Raw genomic sequence first — 17,003 nt, 5'->3', positions numbered from 1 at the left:
TTAATTGATTTTGTAATCTTCTTTGAGATTGTTCGTCCTGATGCTGGCCTTGATCGTCGCACATTCCTGTCCGGCGCTTTCGCCGTGCGGGGTGACGGTATAAGCTCCTACGCTGGCAGGGACGATAAATGTTTCTGCGTAATGAATAATAAATGGCTCGAACGCATTAGCAGGACTTTCCACAATCGCTTCTCGACCGGAAATCAGGTTCAGGACATTTACAATTCCTTCGGTATTATGCTCCACTTTTTTCGTAAACCAATGCCTTCTGGTTTCTATAAAAGATTCGGCATCCAGGCCAGTTCTTTCTTCGCGCCAGCCATCGCCGGAAGCTATATTTTCAATTTGGTTGACAAGATTTTTTTCCACCCATTCCGTTGTCCTTTCCCACTGGATATTATTTTTTCCATGTTCAAGAGAAATTGGGCGTGGTTTTCCGTCCAGTCCCATACGTCCCCAATCCCATAATTTGAACGTGAAAATGAAGGGCGTTGCACTGATTTCGAGCACGACGGTATCGGCACCTGAACAATGAACCGTTCCGGCAGGAATTAATATATGATCATGTTTTTTAACCGGCCATTTCTGGACAAATTTATCTGCATCGAAATCTTCTTTTCCTTCCTGAGCGGTTTCCAGTTCTGCTAACATTAACTCCGGATTGATATTTTCTTTTAATCCCAGATATACAAAACCATCGTCCTTAGTATCAAGAAAATAGTAACTTTCGTTCTGCGTATATCCCATACCGAACTTATCTTTGATATATTGGTGCATAGGATGCACCTGCAAACTTAGATTGCCACCTTCCATCGTATCCAGAAAATCAAAGCGGATCGGGAATTCTGCGCCAAAAGCAGCGTAAACTTCTTCGCCAAGCAGACTTGCGGGATGTGTGAAAACAAGATTAATCGATGGAATCTCAAAAGCTACACCTTCAAAATCAAAAACAAGACTGTTTTCCTCAGGAACGCAGTCAAATCCCCAGGCATAGTTTTGAGCCGTCCTGTCCAGATCGACAACTTCCTTTAACCACTGACCGCCCCAGGGCCCGGGATCAAAAAACGGAACTACACGAAACGGCTGTTCAATGGTTTTGTCAAGAGCATAAGTCATTGCCGTTCCGGTTATCATTTTGGGATGATTTTCAATTGTTGTATCCAGGACAAAATCCCACTGATCCATCAGCGTTTTTTTGTGATTATCACAAACTTTCCAGTCAACGAAAAAGCTTCTTTTATATTGATATGAAAATGGATTGCTGGCATTATCAGCACCGAGATTACTGATTTGATTTTTGCGGAAACGAAGCTGAATTTCCCATCTTGGCATATCAGCATAAATTAGAATATCGACATCCGGAGCAATAAGTGATGCGCCAATTCCTACTACCAGGATTATTCCTTCTTTAATATTCTGAATCTGACTTTGCATCGCAGCCACTTTTTTCGGATCAAAAAAAGCGGACAGATCAAGCGTTGTTACAAAACCAAAAACGGGATCATTGGTAACAAATGGATATACCAATTCTTCAAGTTTTTCAGAATCCAGAAGCGCTTTTGAAACATCGAAAACGCTTGCTTCGGTTTGTCCGATTGTTAATCCGGAAATTATCTCCTCAATATAAACACCATGGTAAGTGTCCAAAACCACAATTGTTTTTTGCGAGGAAGCAGATTTTATTTTTTCTTGAATTACTTTCGATATATCCTCCCAGCCCGTCACAGCCTGGTGTCCGGCAATTTTTACCTGAGGGGATTTGTTGAAATTTGACTTTTTCAAAATTGTGATTTTAGGGGTTAAATAACTAAGCTGCCAACTCCTAAAAGTGCGGCAGTATTGATTAATGACGCTTCGGTAACTTTTACTTTTCCCCAAACTGCCCAGGCATTATGGTTTACTTTTTCCTGGATGTAGGGTAATATGACTTCTTTGCTGCCCATAATTCCGCCGCCCAAAATCAGTATTTCCGGGTCATAAGCGTGGATAAGATTCAGCGCGCAGGCACTCCATATTTCCAGACATTCATTGCAAACCAGCATCGCGAGGGGATCTTCGGCTGCGGCGAACTGGAAAATGGTTTTGAAATCGAGTTGAGATTGCTGGAAAAGTAAACTGTCTGAAAATTCCGGATGGTTATTAACAATTTTTTGCAAATTCCAGGTGGATGCTTCCGCTTCGGCGCAGCCATAGTTTCCGCAATTACACTGGTCTCCTTTAATGTTGACCATAAAATGACCACCCAGAATTCCTGCCTGAAAATGTTTTCCTCTCAGGATTTTTCCTTCGATCACGGCGGAAGTTCCAATGCCGGTTCCTAGATTCATCAGCACGACATTATCATAACCTTTTCCTTTACCAAATTTCCATTCTCCCAACAATGCAGACCGGGTATCATTTTCAAGAAAAATCGGAAGATTCCAGGTTTTCTTTGCCCACTCGCCCAAATCGATCGTTGGCGCATCGTTGTATTTGTCATTGATCGTTAAGATTTTCTTATCGATCGAATCAATAATTCCGGGAATGGCCATACCAAGACCGGCGATATCGCTGGCAGAAAGTGAAGCTTTTTCCAAAAGTCCATTTAACGACTTTTCGATTTCTGGCAGCCGTTCTCTCAAACCGTTTCCGGCTTGTGAATCAATCTGGGTTGAAAAAAATATTTCAGCGCCTTTGACCAATCCCATTTTTATCTGCGTGCCGCCAAGGTCGATGGCCAGTACCGTTTTTTCTTCCATTTTATTTCTCTTTCAAATCGTCTTTTTCAAATAAAATGATCGCGTCATATAATACACCTGCCTCGCCACGGAATGTTCCGGAGCCTTTTGGTTTGTTGTCGACCGTGTACCATTCGTAAAAGCCTTTGTTGTCAATGACTCTTTTTAGCATCGGTTTCAATTGCTCGTAAGCTTCTTTTTTGAATCCGTTCTGATATAATGCACTTACCATTCGGGCACCAAACCATGTCCAGTCGCCGCCATTTTGATAACCATAAGGATACATTCCTTTGTTTTTGAAACTTCCTGCGGGATAAGTAGGGTATAGGGTTAGGCCGATCGAACCGGCGCCGGATTTTTTTACATTCTCAATCATTTTGTCCAGCGAAACCTTGATCTGTGCTTTTGATAAAAGATTTGCTTCAATCGCAACGGCTGTTCCTCCATGATAATAAATTTCATTTTCATTCAGACTGGCAGAAAAAGGCGAGCCGTTCAGGTATACGTGCGGAATGAATTTCTGGTTTTTTTCATCCCAAAGATGAATCATGGTATTTTTAGCAATAGCATCACGAATCGGCTGCCATTTCGTTTTCTTCGCGGGAATCAGTTCCATTAGTTTATCCAACGCAATCAGGAACATGGCGTTGTCGTAAATGTCAATTGCCAAATGGGTGTCTTTTGTCAAATAAACACCCCATTCATGTTCCGGTTGAACGTCGCCCCAGTCGGCCGTAGTAGCTCCCCAGATCAGGCCATGTTTTTTGTCGTACCGATGATTCATTAGAAATTCCATCGCCCAGTCAAGTCTCTGCGCTACGGTTTTTATGCCAATTTTTTCGCTTAAAAAAGCGGTGTCGCTACTCACTTTAATATATTTGGAAACAGCCTGAACAAGGGACGATTCCTGATCGGTTTCTACGGTATTTTTATGTCCGGCATATTTTGGTTCGAGGTCGTTGAAAATGTATTCATAGCCAACTTTTGATTCTTTCGCTTTTTGAATCGGGATAAATCCGTCGACGATATTTCCGTCACTTCCTTGTAATTTGAAAAATACACTCAGGTTTTCCTTCAATATTTCTGGTTTGTGGACTTCTGCGGATAGGGTGATAAAGGTGTTATAGTCTCTTATCCAGACTTCACCGTAGCCGTCTCCGGCATTGAATCCGGTTTTTACAACTTCCAGTGCTTTTGCTTTTACAATGGATAAGGTACTGTCAGTTTGATAGATACTTTTTTCTGATTTTTCTTTTGTTGCACAGCTGAAAAGTAAGGAAGAAAAGGCAAGGGTCAGGATGGTATTTTTCATTGTTATGGGTTTTGAATTTCACGCAAAGCAAAAAAGGACAAACGCAACGCGCTAAGTATTTTGATTTATAATTATTCGGTTGGTGGGAGGGTGGTGGTTCCCCAGTTTGTGTTTGGTTTTGGGCCCATTTCTAATATCAGCGATCCGCCTTTTAGTAAGTCGGAGGCGTTGAACCAGAAGTTGTTTAGTGGTTTTCCGTTTAGTGAGGCTTTTTGTATGTAAATGTTTTTTCTTGACGTGTTTTTGGCTTCGATTGTAAAGGCTTTTCCCCGGCCGAATTTTTCACCTAAATCAATTATTGCTTTTTCAAATAATGGACTGCCGATTTCGTAGATAGGATTTACTCTTGTGCCTCCGTCGGTTTGGAAAAGTCCGAGTGCGTTCATGACAAACCATGCGCTCATTTGTCCCTGATCTTCATCACCCAGATAGGCGTTGGAAACTTCGTGACCGTAATATCGGTCGACAATGGATCGGCTCCATTTTTGTGTCAGCCATGGTTTTTTAACCCAATTAAAAAGAAAGGCGAAATGCATGGATTGTTGGTTTCCCTGCACTACCGGATAATCCCAATATTGATCATTTGGGCCGTTGTATCTCCATTTTACACTTTCGTTGAAACCCCAATCCAATCGTTTCACAAATTCTGCTTCTCCGATTGTTTTCGCCAGTCCGGTCACATCCTGCGGTACGAAAAACGTTAATTGCCAGGCATTTCCTTCTACGTAATGATGATTTGCTCCGGATTTAAACGGATCAAAATCTGTCAGCCAGTTTCCTTTGGCATCTTTCATTCGGGCAAAACCGGTTTTTGGATCTATCACATTTTTCCACCAGTTTCCTCTGTCTTTGAAAATCTGGTAATCCTCTTTTTTGCCTAATGCTTTTGCGAATTGGGAAACGGTGTAATCGTCAAAACTGTATTCCAGCGAATTGGAAAAACGTCCCTCATCGTACGGTACATATTTGTGTTTCAGGTAAGTAACCAGATCCTCATTTCCTGCACGTCCGCCTCCCACCGTTGCTGCTGGCGTTGTCTGCATCTTATGAACAGCTTCGTACGCTTTGTTCACATTGTATCCCCGAATGCCCATTTGGTAAGCGCCGACGATCAACGGAATTTCGTGTTCTGCCACCATCACAGGAATATATTCCATTCCGGCCGGGCCTTTTGCGAGCCATCCGCCGCTGTCATACATAGCCAACTGTGATTTCACCCAACGGTTCGACCATTCCGGCGTTACCAGATTCCAGAACTGGTTCAGGTTCCAGAATGTGTTCCAAAACGCATCACAACCCAAAGCGATATCATCTTTATTCCGGAATTTATTTACTTTTTCATCCGCATCACGCCAGCTTCCGTCCACATCGCTGAACGTATTTCTGCTTGCCAGAGAGCGGTACATATTCGTGTAAAATCTTTCTTTTTCACGTTGATCATTGCTGGTAATTGCAACGCGTCCCAGTAAATCGTTCCAAACTTTTTCCTGATTATTTCTGACCAGATCAAAATTCCAGTTGAAAGGATCGGAAATTTCCGTTTTCAAATTCAGTGAAGCATTTTCAATACTGACGTAGGAAATCCCTGATCTCAGCTGAACAACTTTATTGTTTTTGGTATCAAATTCAAGATAAATCCCTGCATTTTTCGCGCTGTCAGCCAGCAGATTTGTGTTTTCCTTAACCTCGTCATTTAACCAGACACCATAGTTTTTTATAGGCTGATCAAACTCGATAACAAAATGTACTTTGTATTGCTGATCAACACCACCTGACCAGACATTGCGTGAAAGCTGGTCGCTGTAACCTTCAATTCTACGGTCATTTATTTTATCAATTTTAATATTTTTAATCTTGTAACCGTACTCCGTGGGAATTTGGAAATCGACCATAACGCGGCCAATATCACTTTGATGGTAAGTATAACGCTGAAATGAGGCGCGGGTAGTGGAAGTCAGCTCGGCTGTAATATTGTTATCAATAAGGTTTACTTTGTAATAACCAAGCGGAGCCTGTTCAGAACTTTTGTCGATCCTGGAACGGTAACCCTCATCCGGATGACTTTGATCACCCATTTTTATCTGTAAAGGTCCGCTGGTCGGGAATGTTCCCAAACCAGTCATCGTCCATTCGTGAATATGACTGAATGTTCCGATAGATTCAAAAGTAGGATCGTAACCAGCCTGCCAGCCACTATTTTGATTGTCCGGACTAAGCTTCACCATGCCAAATGGCATCCACGGCCCGGGTGCTATCATCCACCGGGAATGCCCGGCCCCCATCATGGTATTGACATAACCAGCCGGAGTTTTCAATTTCATTTTTGCTCGTTCAACCGTTCCTTGTCTTACCGGAATATTGTTTATCAAAACCTGATATTGACTTGATTTTTTGTCATTAACCGCAGGCATCGGCGCTTCCAGAATGTAGCGATCTTGTTCAATAACTTGGTTTAGGATTATCTGTCCATCCAGTTTTATCTGAATTGTTGGATTTCCTTTGATATGAGACAGATCAACCAAAAGTGGCTGAAACAATTTTCCATTTTTACTTACTTCGTAATCAGCTGTTGTGATGTTACGAATAAGAATATCTCCCGGAGCAGCCAATTTCGTTGTTTCCGGTCCTTCCAGTTTTACTTGGTCAAAAGCCAGCCAGCCACCTTCCAGGGAAGTCATCACGATTTCATTGGCGCCGGTTTTTATTAAATCCGAAGGAATATCTATTTTGATTAACTGCTCTTTCGGGTTTGCGATGAAGTGATCGGGATCTTTGAAACTTGATCCCTTATTCAATTTAAATTCCCAGGATTTTTCATTAACCAATACTTTGAAAAAAGGTGCGTTAAGAGAATCTGTATCAAGTATGTCTATTACCAATTGCCATTTACCGGTAGCAGGTTTGTCTTTTATTTCAAAGAAAACAGTCAAAAAGTGCGAACGGATTCCTGCTGTATTTCCTGTGCCTCCCCAGCCGTTGACCGGGCCTGGAAGGATATAAGGCCAGTCTTTTTTTGCATCAGAATGTCCAATCAGAAAAAAACGATCCTCGTAACCAAAATCATTTTCCACGAAACGTTTGAACTGATCGGGAGCGAGCGCCATGCCTGTGGCAGCGTTGTCATTTTCTCCTATTTCCCAGATCGTCTTTTGTTGGGCAAAAGCAGGAAGACAGAATAAAGTGATCAGCAGAAATAAGTATTTACATTTTTTCAATGGAAGAGATCATTAACGGGTTAGAGATGGATTTCGTTTATATGCGTGCAAACAGACTTCTTATATCATGAAAAACATGCTTAACGATTCATTACAATGATTTAATAGGAACATACTAAATTGATATGTTGGTATGTATGGACATATAAAATACAAATGTAATAATTTTCATTTTTAATTATATTAAAATTTAACTAACTTTTTTTAATGTTGTTTTAATTCCTACTTTGAATCTTCATAAGAGGTGAATTGAAAAAGCTGGATTTACGAGTCCTTTAATTTTGGGCGCCGCTTTGTCTGGCTTTTAAGTAATGTGCCCAATAGCGTTAATTAGGGCATATTTTTATGTACTTTTCCTGGTATAATTCGAGGTTAATTAAGTATATAATGGAGATGTTACAGAGATATACAAAAAAGTTCCAGCGCTGTGTAGATTAAATTTTACAAAAAATCTCAAAATAGTAGTAATAATATTTTTCTGTTAAAATAATTAGTTTCAAATTTGAATGTTCATATGTATAAACATAGCAAGAGGGAAATGGAAATATTCAGTATAGACCATGACAGCGCTCTTCCCCTACATGTACAGGTAGAGGAAATTTTGAGAGGGCTGATTGGTGATCCTGAATATCAAAACGGAAAGCTTTTCCCGAACGAAGTAGACATTGCCAAGCGATTGGGAATTTCCAGAAATACTGTCAGGCAGGCACTTAACAAACTGGTTTACGAGCAGCTTTTGACGAGAAAAAAAGGAGTTGGTACAAAGGTTTCAAAAAGCAACATTACAACCAAATTAAACAAATGGTCGAGTTTTACACTTGAAATGCATGAAAAGGGAGTGGCCTTCAAAACGTATGACCTGAAAGTGGATTGGGTTAACGCGGATCAGTCAGTATCAGAATTATTTGGGATCAGCAAGGATACCAAAGTTTTGAAGCTTGAAAGACTGAGAGGGTTAGATATAGGACCGATTGTCAATTTTATATCCTATTTCCATCCAAGAGTTGGTCTTACAGGGGATGAAGATTTTTCAAAACCTTTGTATGAAATGCTGGAAAAAGATCATCACACCGTGGTGGCCGTTTCAAAAGAAGAGATTAGCGCTACACTGGCCGATGAAAGTCTGGCCAATATTTTGCACATGAAAACGGGTGATCCGGTTTTGTTACGCAAAAGAATTGTTTGTGATCCCGGCGACAGGCTTATTGAATATAACCTGGGCTATTATCGGGCAGACAGGTTTACTTATGCCATCGATATTGCACGTTTTATAACATTGGCAATAGGCTGGACCTACGCCCTGGGTGATCGGTTTAATTACGCAATAGACATCGTTTAAAATCATTATAACCTTACATTTGACACAAAATTTACACTGCTAAAACGTTTTAATATATTACTTCATTAATATAAATATTTGTTTTTTATATGTATAAACATTTATACATATAAAAGTGATCTTTCATTTTTTAATTACACAACCACATGAAAATAAATATCCGCTCCCCGGCTGCATCTCAGCGTTTTCTCTAAATACATTTTTGAAATAAATTCAACCGTCAACCTATCTTAATCGTATGAAAAGTTGTGTACCGAGACCCGTCGTTCAGTCGGGAAAGATTATCAAAATAATCTTACTGAACTTATTATTAGCAAGTGGTTTTGCATCTTTCGCAGGTAACGCTGGTCTGCATTTGGCAGAAAAAGTAGTCAAAGGAAAAGTAATTGATGCAGCGAATAATTCAACTCTTCCGGGTGTGAATGTCGTTGTAAAAGGAACAAGCACCGGAACGTCGACAGATGCAGATGGAAATTTTACAATTTCAGTTCCGAGCGAATCGTCTGTTCTTGTTTTCAGCTTTGTTGGATTTGTAAGCCAGGAAGTTCCTGTTGGGAATAAAACAGCGCTTTCTGTTTCGCTTACTTCGGATTCCAAAGCACTTAGCGAAGTAGTTGTTATTGGTTACGGAACGGTGAGGAAATCGGATTTGACCGGATCGGTTGCCACTATCAAAGGTGAGCAGTTGATGGACAAGCCGGTTCCAAACGTGTCTCAGGCTTTGCAGGGTAAAATTGCAGGGGTTGAAGTAAGCGTAAACAGTAATGCGCCGGGCGCTGCGGCAAAAGTTCGTGTGCGCGGTTTGGGATCTATCAATTCCAACATTGATCCGCTTTATGTAGTGGACGGCGTAATTGGTGTGGACGGAAATTCAATCAATCCGAATGATATTGCTTCGCTGGAAGTTTTAAAAGATGCTTCATCCACAGCGATTTATGGTGCACGCGGCGCGAATGGTGTAATCATGATCACGACAAAACGCGGAAGAGTAGGTGGAACAAAAGTTTCTTATGACGGAAACGTGAACGTTAGTGATTTATATCGCCACGTAAAAACACTGAACTCGGATGAATTTGTCAAAACGTATAATACAGCTTTTGCAAACGGACAAAAATTTGACCCTGCGGGCGGTACCTGGGCACCAGCCGCAGCATTGAATCATACGAATTACCCATTATTATTTGATGCAAACGACAAACCTTTGTACAATACTAACTGGGAAAAGGAAGTATATAAACCTGCTTTTTCACACAATCATCAGCTGAATTTCCAGGGTGGAAGTGAAAAGACACTGTTCAGTGTATCACTTGGTTATCTTAATCAAAAAGGTTTGATGGCAACATCAGGATTTAATCGTTATTCTGCGAGGATTACCATGGATAGTGATGTTAGCAAATGGCTAAAAGTGGGAGGTAGTCTTTCGGCTATCAAAAGCACACAGCGTCTGGTTTCTGATGGTAACGGAGGTTTGAACGTGCCGCGCATGGTTTCTGAGGAAGTTCCTATCGTTCCCGTTAAATATCCGAATGGAACCTGGGGAGGAAATAACGATATCGCCGGGCTTGAAGGAGGACCGAATCCGGTAAATATTGCTAACAACCGTTATACGATCAATAATACTTTCCAGCTTCTTGGGAATAACTATTTGCTGTTTCACATTACCAAAGATCTGGATTTCAAAACGGATTTCGGTTATAATTTAAGTTCTCAAAAGAATAATTTCTTTTCTTCTCAAAACCTGGCCCACTTATCTGCGGATCAGGGCGGGGTAGCGAGTATCAGAAACTATAACAATACGTACTGGCAATCGGAAAACTACCTTACTTACAATAAAACAATAAATTCCCGTCAGAGATTTACTGCTTTATTAGGAGCATCCTGGCAGCAATACAATCAGGAAACGAACTATGTAGAAACTCAGAATTTCATTGATGATGTTTTCTCCTGGCATACGCTAGGTTCCGGATCTGTTAAGGCTTCTTCAACATCAGGTGATTACAAATGGGCCATGAATTCATATTTTGCCCGCGTGACTTACAACCTTGACGAAAAGTATTTGTTCACAGCGACAGGCCGTTATGATGGTTCTTCCAAATTTGGAGCAAATAACAAATTTGCGTTTTTCCCATCTGTGGGTGGAGCATGGCGTGTGTCTGAAGAAGGTTTCCTGAAAGGCAATAAAAACATTACCAATCTGAAGGTGCGTGCCAGTTATGGTATGTCGGGTAACCAGGAAATTGGACAATACCAGTCTATTGCACAAATTCAACCGGGAACTACTGTTTTAGGTGGCGCTCAACAATCTACTTTATTGCCAAGTTACCTTGGAAACCCTAATTTGAAATGGGAAAGATCATTGCAATTTGATGCGGGTGTAGAATTGGGAATTCGGGAAAACATCAACCTTGTGGTTGATTATTATAACCGCACAACAAAAGATCTTTTACTTCAGGCACCAATTCCATGGTCGGCCGGTGAAACCAATGCGAACGTGTATCAAAACGTAGGATCGGTAAGAAACTCAGGTTTTGAAGTTGCTTTGAATACGACAAACATCCAGACTGACCATTTTACCTGGACGACTAATTTCATTTTTGCAGCGAACAAAAACAAGATTTTAAACTTGAACCACGGTAATGCTGATATTTTCCCTGGGCCAAACTTTTTGGGACAAACCAACATTTTGCGTGTAGGACAGCCAATCGGTTCTTTATATGGTATGACACGTTTGGGAACTTATGGTACGGATGAAGCGGATCTTGCTGCTGCTCACAATCTGAAACCGGGTGACAGAAAGTATATTTACAATGCTGATGGCAGTAACTATTATAGCATTATTGGCCGTACAACGCCAAAATGGACTGGCACTTTCAGCAGTACAGTAAAATACAAAGCATGGGACTTCACATTTGATATCCGTTTTGTTGAAGGATTGAACACAGCAGCAACCTTCAAACACTCTACGGAAGACAGACAAACGCTTTCGAACAGCCTTGCTACGGTTTTGGATGCATGGACTCCAACGCATCAGAACACTATGGTCTCGCAGGTTCGTAACTACAAATTTGCTCAGGATTCACATTTCGATACCTGGTGGGTTGAAAACGGATCATTCATCCGCGGACAAAACTTTATGCTGGGTTACTCATTGCAGGATCCGATGTTGCAAAAGCTGAAACTGAGCCGTTTGCGTGTTTATGCCAGCGTGCAAAACCTTTTCGTAATTACAAAATACACAGGTTATGATCCTGAGGTAGATACGTTTAACTCTGGTTACGGAGCAAATAGTTCGTTTTCTCAAAACCTGGACTTTTTTGCAAATCCTCGCCCGCGTGTCTGGAACCTAGGTGCAACACTTACTTTTTAACCTGAAAATCAATAGACATGAAAGTGCTCAAACATATCCTATTAGCAGCCTCAATGTTATCGTTGGGCTCGTGTAAAGATTTTTTAGAAGAAAAACCAACGGGGTTTTTAACGCCTGACTCTGACGTATCAAGCGTGAAAGTGGCCCGGGCCTATGCCAACGCAGGTTATGCCAATTTACAGGGATTCCTTGCCGGACAGGCATCTTCCTATGGTGGAAATACCTGGAATTTAATGGAATTTGTAACAGGTAAGGCCAACAGTGATTTAGGCCAGACTGGTTTTGTCAATTTCCAAAACCTGAGTTACAACAATACCGCGTTTTATATTGATACCTGGTGGCAACAAATGTATCAGGGAATCGGTGCTTGTAATCTTGCGATTCAAAGTATCCCGACGATTAATGCAGCCGGGCTTACGGATGCACAAAAAACGAATATGCTGGCAGAAGCTCATACACTGCGCGCATTGTATTATTTTTATCTGGTAAGAATGTACGGTGCAGTACCAAGTGTAACGGAAGTGCCAAAGAATCTTGATCTGAATTTGCCACGTACTGCAGCCAAAGATATTTATGACAAGATTATCCTTCCTGATCTTCTTTTGGCAGAAAAATCAACTTTGCCATGGTCTGATAATACCGGGAAAGTTTCGATGGGCGCAATTGAATCTGTTTTGGCGGATGTTTATTTGACTTATGCAGGAGCAGCGATTAACGGCGGTGCACAATATTATGCAGAATCAGCGAAACGTTCATTAGCTGTTATCACCAACGGAGGTTATACCTTGTTCCCGAATTATACGGATATGATTTTGCCTGTTAATAAAAATACGGGTGAATTTATTTTCCAGGTTCAGTATGCTGCAAGTGTGCCATCAACAAATCCTTTGACACCGCTTACTATTCCAAATTATTCCGGGATTTCGTTATATGCGGATGAATATGGATCGGTTTACCCTACGCCTCAATTTATCAAATCGTTCCCTGCCGGAGATAAACGTGTACAGGAAAAACAATTTTTCTTTACTACGTATCCAAGTGCAAAAACTGGACAGCCCGTGGTTTTCAGAAACACATATATTTACAAATGGTTTGATGTTACCGCGGCAACAAGTACAATTAAATCCGATCTTAACTACTCTTTGTACCGTTTGGCTGATGTTTATTTAATGTACGCAGAAGCTTCAAACCGTGCAGAAGGCGGACCAAACAGTAAGGCCATTGATGTAGTAAATGCTATACGGAAACGTGCTGATCTTGCCAATATTGGTACTTTAAGTCAGACAGATTTTGAGCACGAAGTGTGGGCTCAGCGTTATTTCGAATTGTGTTTTGAAAACAAAATGTGGTTTGACATGATCCGTACCCGTAAAGTACATAATGATGTGACAGGTAACTGGGATGATTTTATTGGTCATAAAACCGTTTACAATGCCACATTCGCAGAAAAGAATTTATTGTTCCCAATTCCAAAACAGGAATCAGACGTGAATCCTAACCTGTTGCCGAATAATACCGGGTATTGATAAATTGGTATTTCTGATTTTAATATAATCCTGATAATAGAAAAAGCGGTCGCACATTTTGTGCGACCGCTTTTTCTATTATTAGAATATTTATTATTAGATATTAAGATCTTGCCGCATTTGTATTATTGTTGATTCCTCAACCCCGCCTATTTCTGCAATTAACCGGTTATCAAGGTCGCGGTATCTAGAATTAGTGATCTTAAAACGTTATTTCTCACCTTTGCAATACCAATTTTAATACCTTCTTCCCTGGCCAGCATTTTAATCGTCTCAATAATTCCCATAGCATGTTTGTTTAGAGAGCTAGATCTTGCCGCAATTGTTTAACTTCTGATTCTTCAACTTTACAGAGTGCAGCAATTTTTTGATCATCAAAATCAGTATCTAACAAAAGGGATTTAACAAAATCCATTTTTCCTTCTTCAAGAGTGATCATTTTAATAGTTTCAATAATTCCCATAGCATGTTTGTTTTTTGTCAGGATATCGATCTCCTGATCAAATTTAATATTTATTTTCGGATTGTCAATGTGAAGAAAGGTTTTGAGAAAGTACAGAAAACGCCTGATCTGTTCGTTGTCATATTTCTTGCTTTGAATTAATGCTCTGGCAATGGTAAGTCTTTGCTCACCAAGTTCTTGTTCGGGGATTTTATCTGCCAATAACGCCTTTTGTGCTGCCAGAATAATCAGCGCAAAGGGATTTTCCATACTTAACAACTGCTGTTCGGTATGATCAAGAATATGGTAAGCGTTGTATTTGTACCGGATTTCGGTTCCTAAAAAACTTTTAAGAAAATGATTGGGGCGCTTTTGATTTTTACCGCCTGTAAATACAGCAAGAGCGATTATGTCCGTTTCAAAGCGATCATAGATCCGGTACCAATATTGAAACATTCGAAAAGCAAAATTATCAGTTCTTTCTCCCTGAATTTCAAGATGAATAAGGATCCATTCTTCCGTCCCGTTTTTGAGATACGTTTTCACGAGCATATCGACAAAACGGCTGCCGCCTTTTCTTTCCAGTTCAGGGAAAAGTTCGTTTAACTCCTTATCCATGAATTCAAAGCCATGACTTAGATCGAAAATGGAATCTGTTTCCGGAAAGAAAAAACGCAATAAATCCGGAAAGGCTTCTTCAAAAGCACTTTTTAAAAGAATATCATTTTTTCTCCGCATAGTGTGTATATCAGATAAGTGCTCCTGATACATAGTACGGATTTCACATTTTTGGTCACTCAAAGTGATTTTTTTGGTGCTGAATTTCATACTGGTTTATAAGAATTTGGCAGTTTTAATATTTTACACCATTGTTGTTTTTCCTTTGAAATGTTTAACTTCGTTTATGGAAGATCTGGATTTGATAGAAAAATCGGCACACTGTTTTCAGGCTATTCAAGTCGAATCTGCACAGTTTCGTGTAGCTGCTATTGGAGAGAATAAATGTAAACTTACTTCTTACAACCGGCGTGATTTTTATAAAATCACCCTTGTTCTAAAAGGTAAAAGTCAACTTCTGTATGCGAACAGAGACATCGAAATAAATAAACCTGCGCTGGTTTTTACAAATCCGCTGGTACCTTATTCATGGGGAAGTTCTGACGGAGAGGAATATGAAGAAGCGGGATATTTTTGTGTGTTTTCAAATGATTTTCTTCATGCCGGAGATAGAATGGGAAGTCTTCAGGAATCTACTCTTTTTAAAGCAGGAGGTAATCCCGTGTACCTATTGGATGAAGAACAGTTAAAATACATCAGCAGTTTGTTCATCCGGATGCGTTCAGAAATTGATAGTGAATATTATTTCAAATATGAACTGATTCGCAGTCAGTTAAATCTGTTGATTCATGAAGCTATCAAAATGCAGCCGGCTGTGGCTTATCCTGCACCTCAAAATGCAGCTTCACGTATTGCAAAATTATTTATTGGTTTGCTTGAAAAACAATTTCCTGTCGATTCTCCTCAACGTCCTTTACAACTAAAAAAAGCAGGTGATTATGCGGAAAAACTGACTGTGCATGTAAATCACTTAAATGCCGCGGTACAGGAAATAACCGGAAAATCGACGACTACACATATTAACGAAAGGATCATTTCTGAAGCGAAATCTTTATTGAAACATACCGACTGGAGTGTTGCCGAGATTGCCTTCTGCCTTGGTTTTGAATATGCTTCCTATTTCAATAACTTCTTCAAAAAACATGCAGGTGTTACGCCTGCCGGAATCCGGAACAATTAATTGATCAGTCTAAATTAGTCTCCCGGATCAGAATTTTTGTGCAAAATTTGATCCGTTGATTTTTATAATAAACACTTTGATTTCTTTAATCAGGTCAGGATTTACAATTCTACCTTTGTTATCATATTCAGAAATTCAAATTCAATGTTTCAGAGCATTGGGTGAATTATTAGTTTGAAATCAAATCACTTTATAATATTAACTGAAATCAAATGAGCACAATTAAAAAGATAAAACTGGGCAGTCAGGGATTGGAAGTATCTGCCGAAGGTTTGGGCTGTATGGGGATGACCACCATTGCCGGAGGAGATATTTACGGTAAGGCTGATGAAAAGGAATCCATTGCCACAATCCATCGTGCACTGGAACTTGGAATAAATTTCCTGGATACAGCAGATTTGTACGGTCCATTGCTGAACGAACGTCTGGTAGCGAAAGCGATAAAAGGAAACCGTGACCAATATACGATTGCTACAAAATTTGGTTATGAGATAGATGACAGCGAGCAGCTAACCTGGGGATTCAACGGCTCTCCGGATTATGTTAGAAAAGCAGTTGACCGTTCGTTGAAAAATTTGGAAACGGATTATATTGATCTTTATTATCTGCACCGTCTGGACCCAAATACATCGGTTGAAGAAACAGTGGGAGCGATGTCTGAGCTGGTGAAATCCGGAAAAGTTAGATACATCGGCCTTTCCGAAGTTTCTGCTGAAACAATTAGAAAAGCACATCAGGTTCATCCGTTATCGGCCGTACAAACTGAGTATTCTCTATTCGAACGTGAGCCTGAAGCCAATGGCGTTCTGGATACTTTAAAAGAACTTGGAATCGGATTTGTAGCTTATTCGCCGCTTGGAAGGGGTTTTATTACCGGAGAAATCAAAAGTCCGGATGATTTTTCCGACAATGATTTTCGCAAAAGTATTCCAAGATATCAGGGTGAGAACTTCTACAAAAACCTGGATCTTTTGAAACAAATACAGGTAATAGCAGAAAAGAAGGGAATTACACCTTCACAGCTGGCATTAGCCTGGGTTATTTCAAATGGTATTGTTGCTATACCGGGGACAAAACGTATCAAATATATTGAAGAAAATGCAGCAGCAGCTAATGTAACATTAACAGCAGGAGAAAAAGCACAGCTGGAATCGATCATTCCGGTTGGCATTACAGCAGGTACACGTTATGATGCACAGCAAATGCAGTACGTGGGGGTTTAAAGTTTGTCGAATAAAGAGTTAATATAAAAGTAACCATCAAAAGTTTAATCGACTTGGATGGTTA

At 40.3% G+C, this 17,003-nt stretch carries 11 protein-coding genes; 5 read left to right on the top strand and 6 right to left on the bottom strand.

Translation table 11 applies throughout. From position 1 onward, the window contains the following. From FDK13_RS32690 to FDK13_RS32675, 4 genes are all read right to left on the bottom strand, one after another. Positions 1-1,782: a class I mannose-6-phosphate isomerase gene (locus FDK13_RS32690; protein ID WP_229216319.1), complete on the bottom strand. Its 1,782-nt coding sequence runs from the start codon at positions 1,780-1,782 to the stop codon at positions 1-3. A 17-nt stretch (positions 1,783-1,799) separates the two neighbouring features. Next, on the bottom strand, positions 1,800-2,738 hold the full coding sequence (locus FDK13_RS32685; RefSeq protein ID WP_137344227.1) for an ROK family protein: 939 nt from the start codon (positions 2,736-2,738) through the stop codon (positions 1,800-1,802). Between the two features lies 1 nt (position 2,739). Next, entirely contained in the window at positions 2,740-4,029 is a 1,290-nt protein-coding gene (locus tag FDK13_RS32680) for a glucosidase family protein (protein WP_137344226.1), read from the bottom strand. A 71-nt stretch (positions 4,030-4,100) separates the two neighbouring features. Next, positions 4,101-7,244 carry a glycoside hydrolase family 92 protein gene (locus FDK13_RS32675; RefSeq protein WP_137344225.1) on the bottom strand — a complete coding sequence of 1,048 codons (3,144 nt, stop codon included), beginning with the start codon at positions 7,242-7,244 and terminating at the stop codon, positions 4,101-4,103. A 538-nt stretch (positions 7,245-7,782) separates the two neighbouring features. Between FDK13_RS32675 and FDK13_RS32670 the strand changes: the two genes are divergently transcribed. The 3 genes from FDK13_RS32670 (at position 7,783) to FDK13_RS32660 (ending at position 13,476) form a co-directional block, all read left to right on the top strand. Continuing rightward, positions 7,783-8,583, top strand: a complete 801-nt coding sequence (locus FDK13_RS32670; protein ID WP_137344224.1) for a GntR family transcriptional regulator — start codon at positions 7,783-7,785, stop codon at positions 8,581-8,583. A gap of 238 nt (positions 8,584-8,821) precedes the next feature. After that, positions 8,822-11,950, top strand: coding sequence for a SusC/RagA family TonB-linked outer membrane protein (locus FDK13_RS32665; RefSeq protein ID WP_137344223.1), 3,129 nt, complete (start codon positions 8,822-8,824; stop codon positions 11,948-11,950). Between the two features lie 17 nt (positions 11,951-11,967). Continuing rightward, entirely contained in the window at positions 11,968-13,476 is a 1,509-nt protein-coding gene (locus FDK13_RS32660) for a RagB/SusD family nutrient uptake outer membrane protein (RefSeq protein WP_137344222.1), read from the top strand. A gap of 161 nt (positions 13,477-13,637) precedes the next feature. On the opposite strand, the gene FDK13_RS36465 is transcribed toward FDK13_RS32660, so the two are convergent. Both FDK13_RS36465 and FDK13_RS32655 read right to left on the bottom strand, forming a co-directional pair. Then, positions 13,638-13,763, bottom strand: coding sequence for a hypothetical protein (locus FDK13_RS36465; protein WP_262711840.1), 126 nt, complete (start codon positions 13,761-13,763; stop codon positions 13,638-13,640). A gap of 11 nt (positions 13,764-13,774) precedes the next feature. Beyond that, positions 13,775-14,746 (bottom strand): RpnC/YadD family protein, encoded by a 972-nt coding sequence (locus tag FDK13_RS32655; protein ID WP_229216318.1) that lies wholly within the window; start codon positions 14,744-14,746, stop codon positions 13,775-13,777. A 76-nt stretch (positions 14,747-14,822) separates the two neighbouring features. Here FDK13_RS32655 and FDK13_RS32650 point away from each other — a divergent pair, with 76 nt between their 5' ends. Continuing rightward, positions 14,823-15,716, top strand: a complete 894-nt coding sequence (locus tag FDK13_RS32650) for a helix-turn-helix domain-containing protein (RefSeq protein ID WP_137344221.1) — start codon at positions 14,823-14,825, stop codon at positions 15,714-15,716. A gap of 212 nt (positions 15,717-15,928) precedes the next feature. Next, positions 15,929-16,939 carry an aldo/keto reductase gene (locus FDK13_RS32645; RefSeq protein WP_137344220.1) on the top strand — a complete coding sequence of 337 codons (1,011 nt, stop codon included), beginning with the start codon at positions 15,929-15,931 and terminating at the stop codon, positions 16,937-16,939. Positions 16,940-17,003: the final 64 nt, after the last annotated feature.

The sequence above is a fragment of the Dyadobacter frigoris genome, from assembly GCF_005280585.1.
GTDB lineage: Bacteria > Bacteroidota > Bacteroidia > Cytophagales > Spirosomataceae > Dyadobacter > Dyadobacter frigoris.
Note: the sequence above shows the minus strand (reverse complement) of the source record. Positions and strands in the feature narration are given on the sequence as shown.

Coding starts and splice junctions, on each gene's coding strand:
- FDK13_RS32685 (WP_137344227.1), bottom strand. CDS start 2,738: ATGGAAGAAAAAACGGTACTGGCCATCGACCTTGGCGGCACGCAGATA.
- FDK13_RS32680 (WP_137344226.1), bottom strand. CDS start 4,029: ATGAAAAATACCATCCTGACCCTTGCCTTTTCTTCCTTACTTTTCAGC.
- FDK13_RS32670 (WP_137344224.1), top strand. CDS start 7,783: ATGGAAATATTCAGTATAGACCATGACAGCGCTCTTCCCCTACATGTA.
- FDK13_RS32665 (WP_137344223.1), top strand. CDS start 8,822: ATGAAAAGTTGTGTACCGAGACCCGTCGTTCAGTCGGGAAAGATTATC.
- FDK13_RS32660 (WP_137344222.1), top strand. CDS start 11,968: ATGAAAGTGCTCAAACATATCCTATTAGCAGCCTCAATGTTATCGTTG.
- FDK13_RS36465 (WP_262711840.1), bottom strand. CDS start 13,763: ATGGGAATTATTGAGACGATTAAAATGCTGGCCAGGGAAGAAGGTATT.
- FDK13_RS32655 (WP_229216318.1), bottom strand. CDS start 14,746: ATGAAATTCAGCACCAAAAAAATCACTTTGAGTGACCAAAAATGTGAA.
- FDK13_RS32650 (WP_137344221.1), top strand. CDS start 14,823: ATGGAAGATCTGGATTTGATAGAAAAATCGGCACACTGTTTTCAGGCT.
- FDK13_RS32645 (WP_137344220.1), top strand. CDS start 15,929: ATGAGCACAATTAAAAAGATAAAACTGGGCAGTCAGGGATTGGAAGTA.